The organism is Reichenbachiella sp. (assembly GCF_039969095.1).
Classification (GTDB): domain Bacteria; phylum Bacteroidota; class Bacteroidia; order Cytophagales; family Cyclobacteriaceae; genus Reichenbachiella.
The window spans coordinates 1,189,585-1,207,195 of sequence record NZ_JBDVOL010000010.1 but is presented as its reverse complement, the minus strand read 5'-3'; the positions used below and the strand labels follow the sequence as shown (position 1 = coordinate 1,207,195).

Below are 17,611 nucleotides of genomic sequence, written 5' to 3'. Positions count from 1 at the left end.
GAAATGTCCACATCAATTTGTTAAGAGCGGATTAATTACTGGATGACTAGCTAAATAAACCGTGTAATTCTACATCGATTTTGGAAACGATGTCAGCAAAATGATCTTGGTTTTGGACAAAATCAATGTGGTTGACATCAATAATTAGGAGTTTCCCTTCTTGGTATTCATTGATCCAATCGTTGTAGTGGGCATTCAGGCCTTGCAGATAGTCAATCCGGATGGCGCTTTCATATTCTCGACCTCGCTTCTCTATATTCTTGACTAACTTATCTATATCAGATTTGAGATAGATCAATAAATCAGGCGCTTTCACAAATTTGATCATCGAATCAAAAAGCGTCAGGTAATTTTGATAATCTCTGTCGCTGAAATAACCTTGGTGATGCAAGCTTTTAGCAAAAATATAAGCGTCTTCATAAATCGTTCGATCTTGAATCACCGTTTTTTCACCTGCTCTTACTTTATTGACCTGCTCGAACCTGCTATTTAAGAAATATACTTGGAGGTGAAAAGACCATTTGCTCATGTCACCGTAGAAATCTGCTAAATATGGATTGTCTTCTACATCTTCATATTCTGCTAGCCACCCATAATGTTTGGCGAGCATGCTCGTTAAAGTGGTTTTTCCGGCACCAATATTCCCGGATACTGCAATGTGCTTGGGTTGAATCGACATGTTCACAAAAGTAATAGCTGAGTGGTTTAAATTCAGCAACAAACTTAGATTGTGGATAAATTCTTTCGGTCGTTCGGATGTATCAATTTTGTATATATTTTTGGAATTAATTCTCAAAAAGAAGTATATCATTGGAATTCATAGATAAAGACATTCAAGACTACGCTGCAAAGCATACGACAGAAGCTTCTAAGCTTTTGGAGAAAATTGATCGTGAGACCAATTTAAATGTATTAAGACCCAGAATGCTTTCTGGACATATGCAAGGCAGAATCTTGTCCATGTTTTCGCATATGATAAAACCTAACCGAATTCTGGAAATAGGTACATATACCGGGTATTCAGCGCTTTGTATGGCCGAAGGTCTGAATGCTAAAGGAAAATTAATCACTATTGATATCAACGAGGAGCTACAGCCGCTAGTCGAAAAGTATTTTGATGAATCGCCATATACGAATCAATTGCAATATCTGATTGGAGATGCGATGAAATTGATTCCAACTTTGGATGATAAATTCGACTTGGTGTTTATTGATGCTGACAAGAGCAATTACAGCAACTATTATGACTTAATCATAAACAAAATGAATCCTGGAGGATTTATTATTGCAGATAATATTTTGTGGAGCGGGAAAGTTACTGCTACACCAAAATCCAATGATAAAGACACCAAGGCATTGATCAAATTCAATCAAAAAGTACATGAAGACGTCAGAGTAGAAAATGTACTAATGGCTGTTCGGGACGGATTAATGATTCTGCGAGTGCTATGATTAGAGCATTAATACTTCTTTTGAGTTTTTATTCTTTTGCTTCTTATGCAGAAGATGATGTAAGACGAGTCCGTGTTCCTTCAGAAATCACTTTAGGTGATATGAAGCTGAAGATCACAGATGCAGCCAGAAGAAATATTCAAAAGGACGTAGATGCATTAACCAAGAGCCCAAAGTTTATGGAAATCAAAGCGGATAGGGCTCGTATTTATTTTCCAATCATTGAGAAGGTTTTTAAAGAAGAAGGAGTTCCGTTAGATTTTAAATTTTTAGCCTTACAGGAAAGCGCATTGATTTCTGATGCGGTATCATCCGCTAATGCCGTGGGATTCTGGCAGTTCAAAGATTTTACTGGACGTGAAGTTGGTTTGAGGATAGATCGGAGTGTGGATGAGCGTTTGAACATTGTGGCGTCTACTCATGGAGCGGCCAAGTACTTCAAAAGGCACAATTTCTATTTCGATAATTGGGTGTATACCATTCTGGCACACATGACTGGACGTGGAGGGGCCGAGAAGTACGTCAGTCATAGCAATTTCGGTAAAAAAAGAATGACGTTAGATGGAAAAACGCATTGGTATGTCATCCGATTTTTAGCTCATAAAATTGCCTATGAAGGGATCACAGGAGGGCCTAATTCTGAAGGGTTAAAACTGGTGGAGTTTAATAAAGGAAAGGGAAAAACATTATCAGCGATTGCTAAAGACTATAAATTGGATGAAGAAGAGCTTAAGAAATATAACAAATGGCTAAAAGCAAATAAAGTCCCAGGAGAAAAAGCATATTCAGTTATGCTACCAATAAGAGGAAAAGCGCCGAAGATCAAGGACGATAAGGATAACACTCCAAATAAACCCAATAATGAAGATGAGGGTGTAGAAGATGGCTTGATTTCAGTTAAGATTTACCCGGTTATAGACAAAGATCTAAATACGTCTGGTACTATATATATTAAAATAAATGGGATACCATCCATTTTGGCCAAAAAAGGAGATGGAATCAATGTCTTAGCAAAAAAAGCCAATCTCACTCCAGAACGATTTGTAAAATATAATGACCTTAAAATGACAAGTGTCATCAAGGAAGGAGAAATATATTATACCAGACCTAAAAGAAATAGAGGGAAAATATACTTCTATACGGTGCAACCGAATGAAACGCTTTGGGAAGTCTCTCAAAAATTTGGAATCAAACTGGTGAAACTGGCTAAGTTGAATCGGATGGCCACCATTGACGAAATCAAACCTGGTAGAGTGCTCTGGCTTCATAAAAAGCGTCCTGCCAATATGCCTGTAGAATATAGAGAACTTCCCAAAATGCCAGTGGATGAAGTCATTCCTGTAAAGGAAGTTCCAATGATTGCACAGGAAGAGGAGGTAGTAGTTGATGAGGAATTAGATGCTCCTGTGGAAGAAGAAAAAATTGAAGAAGAACAAGTAGAAATAACCGAAGTAAACAATGAGGTGACTGAAGTTATCTCTGAGTTGGACGAACCTATTGTTGTTACTAATCATCAGGTAATGAAAGGGGAGACGCTTTATGGAATTGCTACCCAAACCGGGGTGTCTGTATCTGATATTATTGAATGGAATAATCTATATGACACTTCAATTAAAATAGGACAAAATCTGATCATCCATGGATCGGTTGTAGATAATACTAAAGCACCTGAAACGGATGAAGTGAATTTCCATGTAGTAGAGCCAGGAGATACCATGTACGGCATATCAAGGAAGTACGACATTGCTGTCAAAGATTTATTAGAGCTCAATCAAAAGGAAAATTTCAATCTGGATGTCGGAGAGCGACTGAGAGTCAAGTAGTTATACTACCAGTTGGGTCAATGATCAGTATCCAATCCAAACTCCTCTGCTAGTTTTAGTAGGTTAGGGTTTTTCTTGGCCATGGCCTTGAATTTTTCTTCAGCAGTATATGGCCGGCGTTCTTCATTGTCCTCGGATATTTGATAATTGAATGAAATGGAAGTGTTTTTCAGCTCACTTCTCAAGTAGCCCAATAATTCCACTTCCACATTTTCAATCATAGCGATTTCCACCGAATTCGTTATGGTCAATTGAATTTGATTTTCAAATACTTTGATTGGTTTGGATAGAATGATTTTGATGGTATTCGAAACCTTCTTTTCTGAGATATACTGGTCGAGTTTTTTTCGTACTTCCTCTTGAGTTATAGGAGTTTGCAATTCCTCACTTGCCGTTTCTATTGTCTCTTGCTTTTGATCTTCTGGCTCCTCCTTCTTGTTGAATATAGTCTTAAGACTAGGTGTCTTTTGAGTAGGCGAGACTACAGATTTTAGCGTTGCCGGTTTTGGTTTTGCAGGTGATGAAGAAGCAGCGGTTGTCGCTTTGGAAGTAGCGGGTGAGGCAGCGTCTGTTACGCTGTCACTTTTTTTTTTAGATCAGCAGCATTTGATGACAATTTGAAAGCTTGATCCAAAAAACCCAATTTCATGAGTGCCAATTCTACATGCAATCTTTGATTTTTGCTTGATTTAAAGTTCAAATCAGCAGAATTGAGAATATTCAATCCCGACATTAAGAAAGATAGCGATATGGCTTTGGCTTGTTCCAAGTATTTCTCTTGAATATTCTTAGAAACATTTAGCAATTTTACGGTTTCAGGATCTTTGCACACCATCAAATTTCTAAAATGCTCGGACAGTCCAATTAGAAAATTGTGGCCATCAAAACCATTTTTTAAAATCTCATCGTAAATCAACAACGCTTCTGAGACATTTCCTTTATCCAATTGCTCAGTCAATTTGAAGAAATAATCATAATCAAGAATATGTAGATTTTTGATCGTATCCTGATAGGTAACTTTGTTGCCAGAAGAAAACGTAACGATTAAATCAAAGATGGAAAGAGCGTCTCTAAGAGCACCATCGGCTTTCTGGGCAATCAAATGAAGAGCTTCTTCTTCACAATCAATTTTTTCTTTTTCGGCTATTTTTTTAAGCTGATAAGTGATGTCATCAATCTCAATTCTATTGAAATCAAAAATCTGACATCTTGATAGGATGGTAGGAATTACCTTATGCTTCTCAGTTGTGGCTAAGATAAAAATAGCATACGCTGGAGGCTCTTCAAGTGTCTTCAAAAAAGCATTGAAGGCTTGATTCGAAAGCATGTGAACCTCATCTATGATATATACCTTGTGCGTACCTTGCTGAGGAGGGTATCGTACCTGATCGATCAGGTTCCTAATATCCTCAACGGAGTTGTTAGACGCGGCATCAAGCTCGTAGATGTTGAGTGCATTGGACGATTCAGCATTGCCCTGATCATCAAATTTGTTTACCATTCTTGCTAGAATTCTAGCACAAGTAGTTTTTCCTACTCCACGAGGTCCACAAAACAACAAGGCCTGAGCCAAATGATTGTTGTCTATGGCATTCTTCAATGTAGTTGTAATATGGCTTTGACCTACCACCTCTGCGAAGCCGAGTGGTCTATATTTACGAGCCGATACTACAAAATTTTCCATGAGCGCAAGATAGTAATCAGTGAATAATTTCCACCTAAAACGGGAGGCAATAATTAAAAAAATATATTCGAATTATTTATCTCTTTATACGCCTATGTTGTCATTTTAAATTCCAGCTTATTAGTTTTGAATTGTATTTCAAAAAATAACTAGCTATGAAACATTTAAAACTAATACTTACCACAGTATTACTACTTTTCTTTACTGCCCATGTAAGTTTGGCTCAAAAGAAAAATTCGAAATCAAGTCCAAAAAAAGAATCTGCAAAACCTAAAGCATTTCATATCCATCAGCATGTGATGGTTACAATGAAAGATGGCTCTCAAGTAGAAGCAGTAGTGCATAGTCACTTTTCGAAGAAAAAGTATTGGGTACGTCAATGGCACAGTGGAAGAGAAGGAGCGGTGAAAGAAAAGTATCTTCGTGCACTTAGTGAGAGCGAAGTCTCTGAGTTGAAGAAAACCAAAAAGAAATAGTCAAAAAAAAGACCGAGAGCTGGCTCTCGGTCCGTTGAATCTTTGTACAATTAAATTTCTCTAAATAGTTGAGTTAGGTTAGTACAAATATTCTAAAGCCACACGATCATAGTAGCCAAATTCACCATCTTCTCCTGAACTAAAGCAAGACAGCATAATTGAATTGGCATCAAAACCAGTTGGCGTTCCTGGAACATGGTTAGCTCCAACTCCACCATTTCCTTCATTTCCTCCAGAACCACAAGACAATGAACGATTGAAATAATCTGTGTGACGTAAACCTAAGCAATGTCCAATTTCATGAGTAATCACATGCTCGGTAGTATTAGTACCATAGCTGCTCGTACCTGATTGAATTTGAACCCACTTGTAAGGATTTCCACCAGATGGAAATCCTGCTTGGCCTCCACCAGAACCACTTACTCGATATACGACAATGTCGTATGAGTTGTAATTAGTTCCATAATTAAGGGTGAAGTTTAGGTTGGTGTTTAGGGCGTTGTAGTTGTCAATTGCCCAAGATAGGGCAGTTTGCATGGTGTTGTCCAAACCATTGCTATTATTGCCTGTATAGCCAATAACTGAAATTGTCTGAGGAGTAGATACCAGATTGTTAGTTCGGTATTGCTCGCCACATACACCACTGTGAGCTACGCTGCTTTCCAACATGGCAGAAAAGTTTTCTGGTGTGATGGTAATGTCCCCTTCCAATAAGAAGTTGTATCCATCTGATTCTCCAGAAATCGGATTGCCTGCTGGCACTTTTTGAATATCGCTGACATCAAAGCCAAGAGATTCAAATTGCTTCATTTCAGCGTCAGTGATAATGTCTTTCTTTGTTGTACTTTGAAAGTCATCTTGCTGACTACAGGCTGAAATAAAAAATGTCATGACCATTACGGCCACAACAAACGGTTTGCTGTTTAAATTAAACATACGGTTAGGGTTTAGGTTAAAAAAATGGAATCTAAGAATTTTATTTGGTAAAATCCAATACTAACGAATATTTGTTAGTTTTGAATTTGAAAAGTGCTTTATACATTAGCATTATTTTATGAACCTAACCTACAATATCCTTTTCAGGGATACTTTACTTTATTTGTGCCTGTTTTTTAATTTAAATGGCATTTGTCAGCTCATTCCCAAGAGCATTCCAGATTCCTATCAGTATTTATTAAGTAGAAATGATACTAGAATTCAAGAGCAATCCACTGATTATATTTTACCGGTTGACTTAATTAATCATGATCCAACCATTAAAGTTTTAAGAAAATTGGATGGTTGGATCATTATAAGAGCCGATTCCTTGAGCCCTTATATGACTTCGTATGTGTTTCCAGTCAATCCATTATGGAAATTATCCGATCTAGAATTGTTGAAAGATTCAAAAACCAGATTACTAACGATTAAGATTACTACTCCAAAGGCGCTTGAAAACATTGATAAGTCATCAATACAATATGAGCACTATCCGTATGTCAAGCTTTTGACCAATAAGAGTGTTCTCATTGAGTTGTTGAATAACAAAGAGGTGGTCTATATTGGCCACGAGTCAAATGTGCCCATTGAAGAAAGTAGAGTGCTTGATTTAAATCTTAATCCAAATCTCATTTCTAAAGTTCACACTTTTTTTCCTACCATATCAGGTCACGGTATTAATATAGGCATTAAGGAGCATGCATTTGATGTTGAGGACTGGGATCTTTCAGGAAGAGCTAGGTATTCAAATTTATCTTCCGATTTAGAAAGTGCTCATGCAACTGACATGGCTACCATTATTGGGGGAGCAGGAGTCACCTTTGTAAATGGGAAAGGGGTAGCACAGAAAGTTTCTTTAGTTTCCAGTGGTTTTGGTCTTTTGATGCCAGATCCATTAGATTTTTATGATCAATATGATATTGGTATTCAAAATCATTCTTATGGTGGTGAGATTGAATCGTTCTACGGAGCTAGTGCTGCCCTTTATGATCAAATTAGTAATGATAGACCTCATCTGCTGCATGTTATGTCATCGGGAAACAGTGGACTCGAAACTCCTTCAAATGGATCTTACAAAGATTTGGATCATTGGGCTAACCTGACTGGAAATTATAAAAATGCAAAAAATAATATTGTGGTCGGTGCTATAGATACGGTAGGTGCATTGATGACTTTCTCATCCGTTGGTCCAGCAGCAGATGGCCGAATTAAACCTGAAATGGTAGCGTATAGCACAGCAGGCACTTCGAATGCCACCGCACTTGTATCTGGAGTGGCTTCTTTACTGCAAGAGCAGTTTAAAAAGACTAATTTAAATCTTGCTCCATCTGATCTGATCAAAGGTTTATTAATTAATGGTGCGACAGATGTGGGATTGCCTGGAATAGATTTTAAGTCTGGATTTGGAAACCTTGATGCCTATGAAAGTATGAAAACGTTAGTAGCGGATCAGTTTTATGTAGGTGCATTAGACAAGGGGAGTTCAGAAACGATAACGATCGAAATCCCCGATAATGCGAAGAACCTAAAAGTGACATTGGTATGGAATGATCCTGCAGGTCAGGCTAATGATCTAATTCCATTGGTGAATGATTTGAATTTGCAAGTTGTTGATCCAGATGGCTTTGTCTGGTTGCCGTGGGTGCTCAATCATTCTGCTTCTGTTGTTGCATTAGAATCTAAAGCTACCAGAAGTGTAGATCATATCAATAACGTAGAGCAAGTGACTCTGAATTCAGTTCAAGAGGGAGAGTATCAAGTAATTGTGGATGGAGACTTAATAACTGAAAATCAAAAATTTAGCCTAGTTTATAATTATCAAACCGTTAATCAATTTGAATGGAATTATCCATTGGAGAAGAGTAATATGCCCTACGATGGTGAAACAGGTTCCTATTTTAGATGGTCTAGTACTTTTGAAGAAGAGCAAGGTGATCTTCAAATCACTTATGATCAAGGCGAAACTTGGACATTGTTAAGTGCAAACTTAAATTTAAGTCAGGGGTATTTTCGTTGGTTACCTGAGGAAATAAATAGTGTTGCTCGAGTAAAAATCAGAGTTGGATCACAAGAGTTTGAATCAGAAGATTTTATAGTGTCTCAAACGCTTGCAGTAAAATCTGGATTCTTTTGTTCGGACTCACTTATGATTCACTGGCCTCCCCAAACTAATGTTGTTTCGTATGAAATTTTTGAGTTGGTGAATCATGAATTCGAGACACTTCAAATTGTCTCGGATACCTTCAGTGTTTTAAACAGGGAAGAGTTAAAATCCAGTTACCTTAAAGTAGTTCCTCATTTTACTAATGATATGTTGGCATTAGGTAGTTATTTATTTGCTCCTGAAGACTTAGGGACTGATTGTTATCTATCCTCATTTTATGGATTCAAAAATGAGGAAGGAATTTTACTTAGTACGGTATTGACCTCTTTGTATGGAATTGATGGGATCAGTATAGAGAGATTAGAACAAAATGAGTTTCAACACTTGCATAGTTATAAACTGGAAAATCAAATATTGGAATTTCAAGATGTATCTCCTCACGAGGGAGCTAATGTATATCAGGTCAAAGTTGATTTTGAAAACGGGACTTCGTTAAGGTCAGATTCAGTACGGCTTATTTATCTGAATGAAAAAATAGCATTACTCTATCCAAACCCTATTCAATCAGGATCTTCTTTAGCCATTCAAACTAATTTATCTGGTGATGGTAACTCGATTTTAAAAATTTTTGACTTTAAAGGGAATGAATTGAAAAGTATAGAAATTGCAGAATTGGCATATATCAGAATTGATGGTAATTTAATTCCTGGGATTTATCTCTATACTGTAGAAAACAAAAGTGGTATAAATAAAGGAAGGCTCGTAATTTATTAATTCACTTTACCCCAAGCTTTCCAAAGCGACATCCCAGTCTTTCCAAACGGGTTCATAGCTATTAGCTTGCAGCATTTCCTTGATTTCTTGGGGAGACCTTTCATCGGATATTTCAAACTGCTCAAGCGACTGCGGATCTACATCATAGCCGCCAGGGTTAGTTTTAGAGCCTGCACTCATAGTGGTAATTCCCAATTTGATCACATGATTTCTGAACGTATTAGTCTCCCTTGTCGAAAGTGAAAGCTCTACTTCTTGATTGAATAGGCGATAGGCACAAATCAGCTGCACTAACTCTTTATCATTCATGGCTACTTTTGGCTCCAGGCCTCCAGAAAAAGGACGTAACCTTGGAAAAGATAATGAGTACTTCGTTTGCCAATAGGTACGTTCGAGATAGTCGAGGTGCAAAGCGGTAAAGAAACTATCGACACGCCAGTCCTCCAAACCGATCAACGTGCCTAATCCCATTTTGTGAATGCCTGCTCTACCCAGACGGTCTGGGGTTTCTAGCCTATATTGAAAATTTGACTTTTTGCCTTTGGGGTGATGTTTTTTGTAATCGGCTTCGTGATATGTTTCTTGATAGACGAGCACCGCGTGTAGTCCCATAGGGATTAGTCGTTCGTAATCTGCTTGATCCAAAGGCTGTACTTCCATGCTCACATTGGCAAAATGTGGTCGAATCTTTCCGATTGCATGCTCCAAATAACCCACGCCAACGGTTTGATTGGCCTCGCCTGTGACTAACAAGACGTGGTCAAAGCCTAGTTTTTTAATGGCCTGAACTTCGCGAGCGATCTCTATGTCGTTGAGTGTCTTGCGTTTGATCTTGTTGTCCAAACTAAAGCCGCAGTAGGTACAGATATTTTGACACTCGTTGGACAAATACATGGGGGCGAAGAGCTGCATCGTATTGCCGAATCGCTGTAGGGTCAATTCATGACTTTTCTGCGCCATTTGCTCCAAATAAGGAATAGCGGCAGGGGAGATGAGTGCTTTGAAATCCTCAAGTGTACGATCTGGATTAGCCAAAGCAGCTTCTACATCTAAGGCTGTTTTTGCAAAGATAGAAGCTTTCACTTCCTCCCAGCTATATTGTTCAAAAAGGTCTTTGAAGTTAGGCATCAAGAAATGCAGTTAAAGGGCTGCTAGCTACAGCGTTAGTTACTGGTTTAGCTAGTTTGGCTTCAAAGGCTAATCGACCAGATTCAATAGCCATTTTGAAAGCGATGGCCATTTGTACGGGGTTTTGTGAAACAGCAATGGCTGTGTTGACCAGACAAGCATCAGCGCCAAGTTCCATAGCTTTAGCTGCATCTGATGGCGAGCCAATACCTGCATCTATTACCACAGGAACCTTAGCCTGTTCGATGATAATCTCAAGAAAGTCAATGGTTTTCAATCCTTTGTTGCTACCAATAGGAGAGCCCAATGGCATGACAGCAGAGGTGCCAGCATCTTCTAGTCGCTTGCACAGCACGGGGTCTGCGTGGATGTATGGCATGACCACAAATCCTTTTATCGCCAATTCCTCGGTAGCCTTCAGCGTTTCGATAGGGTCAGGCATCAAATACTTGGGGTCAGGATGAATCTCCAATTTTACCCAATTAGTTTCTAGTGCTTCTCTAGCCAGCTCGGCTGCGAATACGGCTTCTTTGGCATTTCTAACTCCAGAAGTATTCGGGAGTAGATTGATCCGTTGATGCGACAAGTGCTTGATGATCTGATCGTTTTGATCCTTTACATCTACCCGTTTCAGCGCGACCGTCACCAATTCGGATTCGGAAGCTTCGAGCGCGGCTTGCATGTCATCGTTGCTTTTGAACTTGCCCGTGCCTGTAAACAGACGGGATTTAAAAGTCTTCCCCGCTATCGTCAAATGTTCCATCTGGAAGGAGTAGTTTTATTTCTTCTATTGTTTCTTTTTTGTCAAAAGAATTGTTGATCAATGAGGCTACCGCAATGCCATGACAGCCAGCCATTTGTAGATCAAAAATATCTTCCATTTCAATCCCACCTACTGCGATCATAGGCATGTCAATGTCTTGAATGATCATATTATTCAGAATATTGGAATACCCACGAATGCCGAGCTCAGGGCTGAGATTTTCTTTGGTAGTGGTGAATTTGAAAGGCCCCAGCCCAATATAATCGACCACCTTGGATTCGTACAGCAGTTCGACTTGCTCCCAAGTATTGGCTGTACCGCCAATGTAAGGCTTGTCGCCCAAAATAGCTCGAGCTTCTACTGGATCCATGTCGTCCTGACCTAAATGTACGCCATTGGCACGGACGGCCTTGGCAATTTCCACATGGTCGTTTAAAATCAATTTGGCTCCATGCTTTTTGCAGATGGTTTTGGCTTCAAAAGCCATTTCTTCAATTTCATCCAGCTCGCGATCTTTTACGCGAAGTTGTACCCAGTCTATACCTGCCTGGCAAGCCTCTCTGATATTCTCCAGATGGCTTTTTTCGTCAGTTTCTTGCGAAATGTAGTGTAATCGACTAATCATATTTCTATTGTATAATGTGCTCCTAATTTGTTGACGCCACTTTTGAGGTAGCTTTCAACGTATCTTTTGGCAAAGGTACAAGCAGTTTTTAATTTCATCCCCTTACACAGTCCAGCCGCAATAGCAGAAGAGAGGACACAACCTGTTCCGTGCTTGCTTTTTCCGATGATTCTTTGACCTGCTATTTGAATTTTATTTCCTTCCAGATCAATTAGTTTATCTGATGTATCATTTCCTTCTACATGTCCACCCTTGAGCAAGACATGAGTTGAAAATGGCTGTTCTTTTAAAACTTGAGTCAATATCTCAAACTCCCAAAGATTGGGGGTGATGAGATGAATTTTACTTATCACATCTGATAGTTGTTGTTCTTCTAAATTCTTGAGGAAATCAAATCCTGAAGATGATTTGAGGATTGGGTCCCAAACGATTTTGATATCTGGACGATGTGAAATCAAAAGATCCACCACCTGTCTCAAGGTCTCAAGGTTTTCGATGATACCAATTTTCACTACCTCGAACTGGTAAAGGTTCAATAGTACTTCTATTTGACATTTGATTTCATCCCAACTGTGCCAAACGACTTTATCGACTTTTTCTTCGTTTTGAGCGGTGAGGGCGGTTTGTACAGCCATGCCTTGTACCTTGCATTGCTGCAAAGTTTGCACATCAGCCAGAATACCAGCGCCTCCACACGGGTCGAATCCAGCAATGCTCAGTACAATATTTTGTCCCGTTTCAGGCATTTAAAATTGCTTCCGTAATTTCACCTCTTTTTTCAATTTTGTCTTCTAACCAGATCGTACCTAACAGTGCTACGCCCGAAAATCCCAAATCTTTGACTTCTTTTATCTTATCCATTTCAATTCCGCCTAAGGCATAGATTGGGAAATTATTGAATGACCTCAGTTTTTGTTTTAAGTCATCCATCTCAAATTCACTCGCATAACAAACTTTAGAAATGCTTTCAAAAATAGGGCTTAGAAAACCATAAGAGAGGGTTTTAGTTTCGAACTCTAACTCATTCAAAGAATGAAACGACTTGGAAACCAAGCCCTTCGCCTTTACTACTTGTTGATCACTTTTGAAATGCTTGCCGCCTAGTTTCATTTCATCGACCAGGCCATGATGGCTATGCAAGCTTATTTTGTGATAGTATTGTGAGTCCAAAGCACTTATATAGTCTCTCATACTTTCTATGCTGGCAAAAGGCTTCCTGACGTGCAATCGTTCTATATTACTCTTTAGCAACAAGTTGCAGGTATCAATTTCTCCTTTTGCTTGCACTTCCGGTGTGATGACTATGGTTTTCACTTCCTATTGCTCTAAATACAATTCATTGCCTTTGTCGGCAAATTCTTTGGCTTTCTCTTCCATGCCTTTAGATAATGCATCAGATTCAGCCACTTCTTTTTCAGCTGCATATTCTCTCACGTCTTGTGTGATTTTCATCGAGCAGAAATTAGGGCCACACATCGAGCAAAAATGCGCCACTTTAGCGCCTTCTGCTGGTAAGGTTTCGTCGTGAAATTCTTTGGCAGTATCTGGATCAAGGGATAGGTTGAATTGATCTTCCCATCTGAATTCAAATCGTGCTTTTGACAAGGCATTGTCTCTATACTGTGCGCCAGGGTGGCCTTTGGCCAAATCTGCAGCATGTGCAGCAATCTTATAGGTGATCACGCCATCTTTCACATCTTTTTTGTTGGGTAAACCCAAATGCTCTTTTGGTGTCACATAGCACAGCATGGCACAGCCATACCAGCCAATCATAGCAGCACCAATTCCCGAAGTAATATGATCATAGCCTGGCGCAATATCAGTGGTCAATGGGCCAAGCGTGTAGAAGGGTGCTTCATGGCATTCTTCCAATTGCTTCTCCATATTCTCCTTGATCATGTGCATCGGCACGTGTCCAGGTCCTTCAATCATCACTTGCACGTCGTGTTTCCAAGCGATTTTAGTTAACTCTCCAAGTGTTTCTAATTCAGCGAATTGTGCTTCGTCATTGGCATCTGCCAAAGAACCTGGCCTTAAACCATCACCTAAAGAAAAAGCTACGTCGTAGGCCTTCATGATCTCGCAGATTTCTTCGAAATTGGTGTACAAGAAACTTTCCTTGTGATGAGCCAAACACCACTTGGCCATGATGGAACCACCGCGTGACACAATACCTGTTACTCGTTTAGCTGTCATAGGAACATATCGCAATAGTACACCAGCATGTATAGTGAAATAATCTACGCCCTGCTCGGCTTGCTCAATCAATGTGTCTTTGAATATTTCCCAAGTCAAATCTTCCGCTTTGCCGTTCACTTTTTCGAGTGCTTGGTATATAGGAACTGTTCCGATTGGAACAGGTGAATTTCTCAAAATCCACTCTCTGGTTTCATGTATGTTTTTACCCGTAGACAAATCCATGATGGTATCGCCACCCCAGTGACAAGCCCAAACGGCTTTTTCTACTTCTTCTTCAATAGAAGAGGATACAGCCGAGTTGCCAATGTTGGCATTGATTTTCACCAAGAAGTTACGGCCAATGATCATCGGTTCTGACTCAGGGTGATTGATGTTGTTAGGTATGATGGCACGACCCGCTGCAATTTCATCTCTTACAAATTCTGGTGTGATCTTCCCTTTAGGTGTGTTGGCGCCAAAACTGTCTCCTTTGTGTTGGTTGTTGAGGTGACCCCATTCTTCAATTCTTTGGTTTTCGCGAATAGCAATGTATTCCATTTCAGGCGTAATTATTCCTTTTTTCGCGTAGTGCAACTGAGTCACGTTTGCTCCCTTTTTGGCTTTCTTAGGCTTAGTTAGGTATTCAAATCTCAATTCGTCCAAAGACTTGTCATTGAGTCTTTTTTGACCGTACTCAGAAGAGATGCCTTCCATTTCTTCTACATCGTTTCTATCCAGTATCCATTGCTCACGTAGCTTGGGTAATCCTTTTTTGACATCAATATCGATGTTTGGATCTGTATATGGTCCGCTGGTATCATATACAGTCACTGGAGGATTACACTCTTTAGGTGCAGAAGGATTGAATTTTAAAACTGTGTCGTTTAATCTGATCTCACGCATCGCTACTTTGATGTCGTGGATTTCTCCTTTTACGTAAACTTTTTTTGAAGCTGGAAAGGGATCTCTTGTGATCTTTTCTTCTGAAGGTATTTGGTCTATATTGGCCATAGTAAGTTTATCCACCTTGAGTGGCAGTGATGATTAAAATATTGTCGTTTTCTTGTACTTGATATTGCTCCCAAGTTTGTCTGGGCATGATTTCCTCATTGATTGCCACAGCTATTCCACTCTCGTGGTATAGATTGTTGGCTTTCAACAAGGCTGTGAGTTGACTTTTTTCTGTGAGATGAAGTTCTATGTCGTTGAGTTTTATTTTCATAGTTTGATATTCAATCCAACCATGAAGTTTGTGCCAGCTTGTGGGTAATAGAAATTTTCTCGAATTTCGTCACCACCACCTCTGTAGCCCCAAGTGTATCCATTGGCTGAATACATCTTGTTAAACATGTTGTACACCGCTAGTTTGAGGGTTATTGCTTTAAAACTTTCACCTTTGAGGGTATAGGTGGCAATAGCATCGCTTATATAATAAGCATCCAATTTTCTGGAATTAGTTGAGGTGTTATCTAGAAATTGTTCACCAACATATTTGTGTACCCATTTCAAATTCATTCTCTTGAAGGGTGCATAATCTATATTACCACCAGCGACTACATTGGGTGAAAAAGCGATGTCTGTTTCTCCATATTGGATCTCTTCAGGAAGGTATTGATCCCAAGCCGCGCCATAGTTGTAAATCGTTTCTTCATAACTGTCAATTTTGTTCTCACTAAATGTGGCATTTGCATTCAGTTTCAAATTTTCCATGAGCTGATAACCAATCTGGAGTTCAATTCCTGCTCGGTGACTTTTATCTACATTGGCACGAAGAGATGAGCCTACATCGTTCAATTCTCCGGTCAACACCAATTGATCTGTATAATCCATCCAATAGAAGTTGGCTTGGAAAGAATAGGAACTTGTAGTTCTGCTATAACCTACCTCAAAGTCAGTTAGTTTTTCTGCTTTTGGAATGATGCTACTCACGTTGTCAGTGAAGTCGGACCGCACAGGTTCCTTGCTCCCAATGGCTACGGATGCATAAGCATTGGACTGTTCATTGATTTGATATTTCAAACCAAATTTTGGGTTGAAAAAATTGTAATTGTGAGATTGGTCTATGATCAAGCCATCGTTGTCATCTCCTTCCATCGTGTAGTCAACCGTTCGGTATTGTAAATCCCCGAATAATGAAAGCTGATCTGATAGATCATAAATGGCCTTTCCAAAAATGTTGAAATCCCTTTTCAAACTGTTGTTGAAATAATAGGGGTGGCGAATGGCTCCGTTGCTCGCATACTGGGCCCAAATCACCTGACCATAATGATCACCGTCATATTCATTCCAAGCTCCACCTAAAGTGAATTTGAAACTGTTGTTGGGCTGATAATCAAGTGAGAATGTGGTGCCATAAAAGTTGTTGTTCAACCAACGACGTCGGATCAAGTCTGTGCTGGTGATGGTCTCAGATCCAATAGTTATATTATTTAAATCGTAATCAGCTAAGTCTTCATCAACTTTATATTGTTCGAAATACCCTTCACCATGTATTAAAAATAGTGCAACATTCAGCGTGATAGATTCTGATAAATCAAAAGCGGATATCAATTGATAATGCGTTTGGTCATAGTCATCCACTTCATTGTCGTAAGTGTATTGGTTGTAGGTTCGACCAGAATTGAGCAGATTAAGAGAATCAGTAGGACTCAAAAAGTTTCTTGCCACGTAGTCATTCATTCCCGCTATATCATCATTTATTCTAGATTCAGGAACTCCATACCAGGCTTGATAAGTCGTTTCATGACCGGAAAAAATATTGAACTTGATCAATGATTTCTTGCCGTAATATCCACCAGAGAAGAAATATGATTTCAAGTCAGAAGTAGCTCTATCTACATATCCATCAGATGTGATTTGAGACAATCTGGCATCAAAAGCAAATTTGTTGGCTATCAATCCTGTGCCGAACATGGCTGTATGCTTTCTGGTATTGAAAGAGCCTATGGAATTATCTAAGGTAGCGTATGGATCTTTGTTCAACCCGTTGGTTTTGATATTGACAGACGCTCCGAAGGCACCAGCTCCATTGGTAGAAGTACCCAAGCCACGTTGCACTTGAATGGATGAAATAGAAGAGGCAAAATCAGGCAGATTCACCCAAAACACACCTTGAGATTCAGGGTCGTTATAGGGTATACCATTCAATGTGACGTTTACTCTAGCTGCATCACTGCCTCGGATTCTAATGCCTGTGTAGCCGACGCCAGCACCTGCATCTGAGGTAGTGACAGCTGAGGGCGTATTCTCTAGCAGATAGGGTAAGTCTTTGCCTGTATTGTTTTCTTCAATCTCTTCTTTTTTGATTTCATTGAAGGTCATGGGTGTCTTGCTGGTCGCTCTCGTTGATGACACCACAATTTCTTTCAAATCAACGGTCTTTATAGAATCCTGCTGTATATCAGACTGTGCAGACGCAACTGTGCTATACAGCATCGCTATAGCAAATATGTAATTTTTCATTAAAGCTTAATCTTAGTTAATACTTGACTAGAGCTAAGGGCACTCTGGTCATTAGCGTACCACTATTTCCCTTCGACCGCATTACCGGCATCAGGTTCTATGGGTATAATCTCAGCCTGTAGGTTTCATCCATTTAGGCACCCCCTTATGAAAACAAAGGTATA

16 protein-coding genes and 1 riboswitch are annotated in these 17,611 nt (G+C 39.4%); of the genes, 4 read left to right on the top strand and 12 right to left on the bottom strand.

Features of this window, described 5'->3' with window-relative positions:
* Positions 1-46: 46 nt before the first annotated feature.
* Positions 47-679, bottom strand: a complete 633-nt coding sequence (locus ABJH98_RS08420) for a deoxynucleoside kinase (protein WP_348307211.1) — start codon at positions 677-679, stop codon at positions 47-49.
* Between the two features lie 131 nt (positions 680-810).
* Here ABJH98_RS08420 and ABJH98_RS08415 point away from each other — a divergent pair, with 131 nt between their 5' ends.
* Together ABJH98_RS08415 and ABJH98_RS08410 are read left to right on the top strand one after the other, a co-directional pair.
* Positions 811-1,452 (top strand): O-methyltransferase, encoded by a 642-nt coding sequence (locus ABJH98_RS08415; RefSeq protein WP_348307210.1) that lies wholly within the window; start codon positions 811-813, stop codon positions 1,450-1,452.
* Positions 1,449-3,275: a LysM peptidoglycan-binding domain-containing protein gene (locus ABJH98_RS08410; protein WP_348307209.1), complete on the top strand. Its 1,827-nt coding sequence runs from the start codon at positions 1,449-1,451 to the stop codon at positions 3,273-3,275. Before ABJH98_RS08415 ends, ABJH98_RS08410 begins: the two co-directional genes overlap by 4 nt.
* Positions 3,276-3,292: 17 nt before the next feature.
* Here ABJH98_RS08410 and ABJH98_RS08405 read toward each other — a convergent pair whose 3' ends face one another.
* Both ABJH98_RS08405 and dnaX read right to left on the bottom strand, forming a co-directional pair.
* Positions 3,293-3,655 (bottom strand): hypothetical protein, encoded by a 363-nt coding sequence (locus tag ABJH98_RS08405; protein WP_348307208.1) that lies wholly within the window; start codon positions 3,653-3,655, stop codon positions 3,293-3,295.
* Between the two features lie 191 nt (positions 3,656-3,846).
* Complete coding sequence (gene dnaX / locus ABJH98_RS08400) at positions 3,847-4,959, bottom strand: DNA polymerase III subunit gamma/tau (protein WP_348307207.1); 1,113 nt, start codon at positions 4,957-4,959, stop codon at positions 3,847-3,849.
* 155 nt (positions 4,960-5,114) lie between these two features.
* Between dnaX and ABJH98_RS08395 the strand changes: the two genes are divergently transcribed.
* Complete coding sequence (locus ABJH98_RS08395; protein ID WP_348307206.1) at positions 5,115-5,435, top strand: hypothetical protein; 321 nt, start codon at positions 5,115-5,117, stop codon at positions 5,433-5,435.
* 78 nt (positions 5,436-5,513) lie between these two features.
* On the opposite strand, the gene ABJH98_RS08390 is transcribed toward ABJH98_RS08395, so the two are convergent.
* Entirely contained in the window at positions 5,514-6,371 is an 858-nt protein-coding gene (locus ABJH98_RS08390; protein ID WP_348307205.1) for a M57 family metalloprotease, read from the bottom strand.
* A 118-nt stretch (positions 6,372-6,489) separates the two neighbouring features.
* On the opposite strand from ABJH98_RS08390, the gene ABJH98_RS08385 reads away from it, so the two are divergent.
* Complete coding sequence (locus ABJH98_RS08385; RefSeq protein ID WP_348307204.1) at positions 6,490-9,291, top strand: S8 family peptidase; 2,802 nt, start codon at positions 6,490-6,492, stop codon at positions 9,289-9,291.
* A 6-nt stretch (positions 9,292-9,297) separates the two neighbouring features.
* Here the strand turns inward: ABJH98_RS08385 and thiH are convergent, their stop codons facing one another.
* Genes thiH through ABJH98_RS08345 form a run of 8 tightly spaced genes read right to left on the bottom strand, consistent with a single transcriptional unit; the run spans position 9,298 to position 17,447 of the window.
* Positions 9,298-10,419: a 2-iminoacetate synthase ThiH gene (gene thiH, locus ABJH98_RS08380; protein ID WP_348307203.1), complete on the bottom strand. Its 1,122-nt coding sequence runs from the start codon at positions 10,417-10,419 to the stop codon at positions 9,298-9,300.
* Positions 10,412-11,182: a thiazole synthase gene (locus ABJH98_RS08375; protein ID WP_348307202.1), complete on the bottom strand. Its 771-nt coding sequence runs from the start codon at positions 11,180-11,182 to the stop codon at positions 10,412-10,414. The genes thiH and ABJH98_RS08375 overlap by 8 nt, the downstream gene beginning before the upstream one ends.
* Entirely contained in the window at positions 11,148-11,807 is a 660-nt protein-coding gene (locus ABJH98_RS08370) for a thiamine phosphate synthase (RefSeq protein ID WP_348307201.1), read from the bottom strand. The genes ABJH98_RS08375 and ABJH98_RS08370 overlap by 35 nt, the downstream gene beginning before the upstream one ends.
* On the bottom strand, positions 11,804-12,553 hold the full coding sequence (locus ABJH98_RS08365) for a hydroxymethylpyrimidine/phosphomethylpyrimidine kinase (RefSeq protein ID WP_348307200.1): 750 nt from the start codon (positions 12,551-12,553) through the stop codon (positions 11,804-11,806). The genes ABJH98_RS08370 and ABJH98_RS08365 overlap by 4 nt, the downstream gene beginning before the upstream one ends.
* Positions 12,546-13,121, bottom strand: coding sequence for a thiamine phosphate synthase (locus ABJH98_RS08360; RefSeq protein ID WP_348307199.1), 576 nt, complete (start codon positions 13,119-13,121; stop codon positions 12,546-12,548). Before ABJH98_RS08360 ends, ABJH98_RS08365 begins: the two co-directional genes overlap by 8 nt.
* Positions 13,122-13,124: 3 nt before the next feature.
* Positions 13,125-14,996 carry a phosphomethylpyrimidine synthase ThiC gene (thiC, locus tag ABJH98_RS08355; RefSeq protein ID WP_348307198.1) on the bottom strand — a complete coding sequence of 624 codons (1,872 nt, stop codon included), beginning with the start codon at positions 14,994-14,996 and terminating at the stop codon, positions 13,125-13,127.
* 7 nt (positions 14,997-15,003) lie between these two features.
* Positions 15,004-15,207, bottom strand: coding sequence for a sulfur carrier protein ThiS (gene thiS, locus ABJH98_RS08350; protein ID WP_348307197.1), 204 nt, complete (start codon positions 15,205-15,207; stop codon positions 15,004-15,006).
* Positions 15,204-17,447 (bottom strand): TonB-dependent receptor, encoded by a 2,244-nt coding sequence (locus ABJH98_RS08345; RefSeq protein ID WP_348307196.1) that lies wholly within the window; start codon positions 17,445-17,447, stop codon positions 15,204-15,206. The genes thiS and ABJH98_RS08345 overlap by 4 nt, the downstream gene beginning before the upstream one ends.
* A 48-nt stretch (positions 17,448-17,495) precedes the next feature.
* A riboswitch (TPP riboswitch) is annotated at positions 17,496-17,602 on the bottom strand.
* Positions 17,603-17,611 lie beyond the last annotated feature (9 nt).

Bases quoted from the DNA above. Each gene is read 5' to 3' on its own strand.
- ABJH98_RS08375 (WP_348307202.1), bottom strand. From the start codon at position 11,182: ATGGAACATTTGACGATAGCGGGGAAGACTTTTAAATCCCGTCTGTTT.
- thiC (WP_348307198.1), bottom strand. From the start codon at position 14,996: ATGGCCAATATAGACCAAATACCTTCAGAAGAAAAGATCACAAGAGAT.
- ABJH98_RS08420 (WP_348307211.1), bottom strand. From the start codon at position 679: ATGTCGATTCAACCCAAGCACATTGCAGTATCCGGGAATATTGGTGCC.
- thiH (WP_348307203.1), bottom strand. From the start codon at position 10,419: ATGCCTAACTTCAAAGACCTTTTTGAACAATATAGCTGGGAGGAAGTG.
- dnaX (WP_348307207.1), bottom strand. From the start codon at position 4,959: ATGGAAAATTTTGTAGTATCGGCTCGTAAATATAGACCACTCGGCTTC.
- thiS (WP_348307197.1), bottom strand. From the start codon at position 15,207: ATGAAAATAAAACTCAACGACATAGAACTTCATCTCACAGAAAAAAGT.
- ABJH98_RS08370 (WP_348307201.1), bottom strand. From the start codon at position 11,807: ATGATTAGTCGATTACACTACATTTCGCAAGAAACTGACGAAAAAAGC.
- ABJH98_RS08410 (WP_348307209.1), top strand. From the start codon at position 1,449: ATGATTAGAGCATTAATACTTCTTTTGAGTTTTTATTCTTTTGCTTCT.
- ABJH98_RS08365 (WP_348307200.1), bottom strand. From the start codon at position 12,553: ATGCCTGAAACGGGACAAAATATTGTACTGAGCATTGCTGGATTCGAC.
- ABJH98_RS08395 (WP_348307206.1), top strand. From the start codon at position 5,115: ATGAAACATTTAAAACTAATACTTACCACAGTATTACTACTTTTCTTT.
- ABJH98_RS08345 (WP_348307196.1), bottom strand. From the start codon at position 17,447: ATGAAAAATTACATATTTGCTATAGCGATGCTGTATAGCACAGTTGCG.
- ABJH98_RS08390 (WP_348307205.1), bottom strand. From the start codon at position 6,371: ATGTTTAATTTAAACAGCAAACCGTTTGTTGTGGCCGTAATGGTCATG.
- ABJH98_RS08385 (WP_348307204.1), top strand. From the start codon at position 6,490: ATGAACCTAACCTACAATATCCTTTTCAGGGATACTTTACTTTATTTG.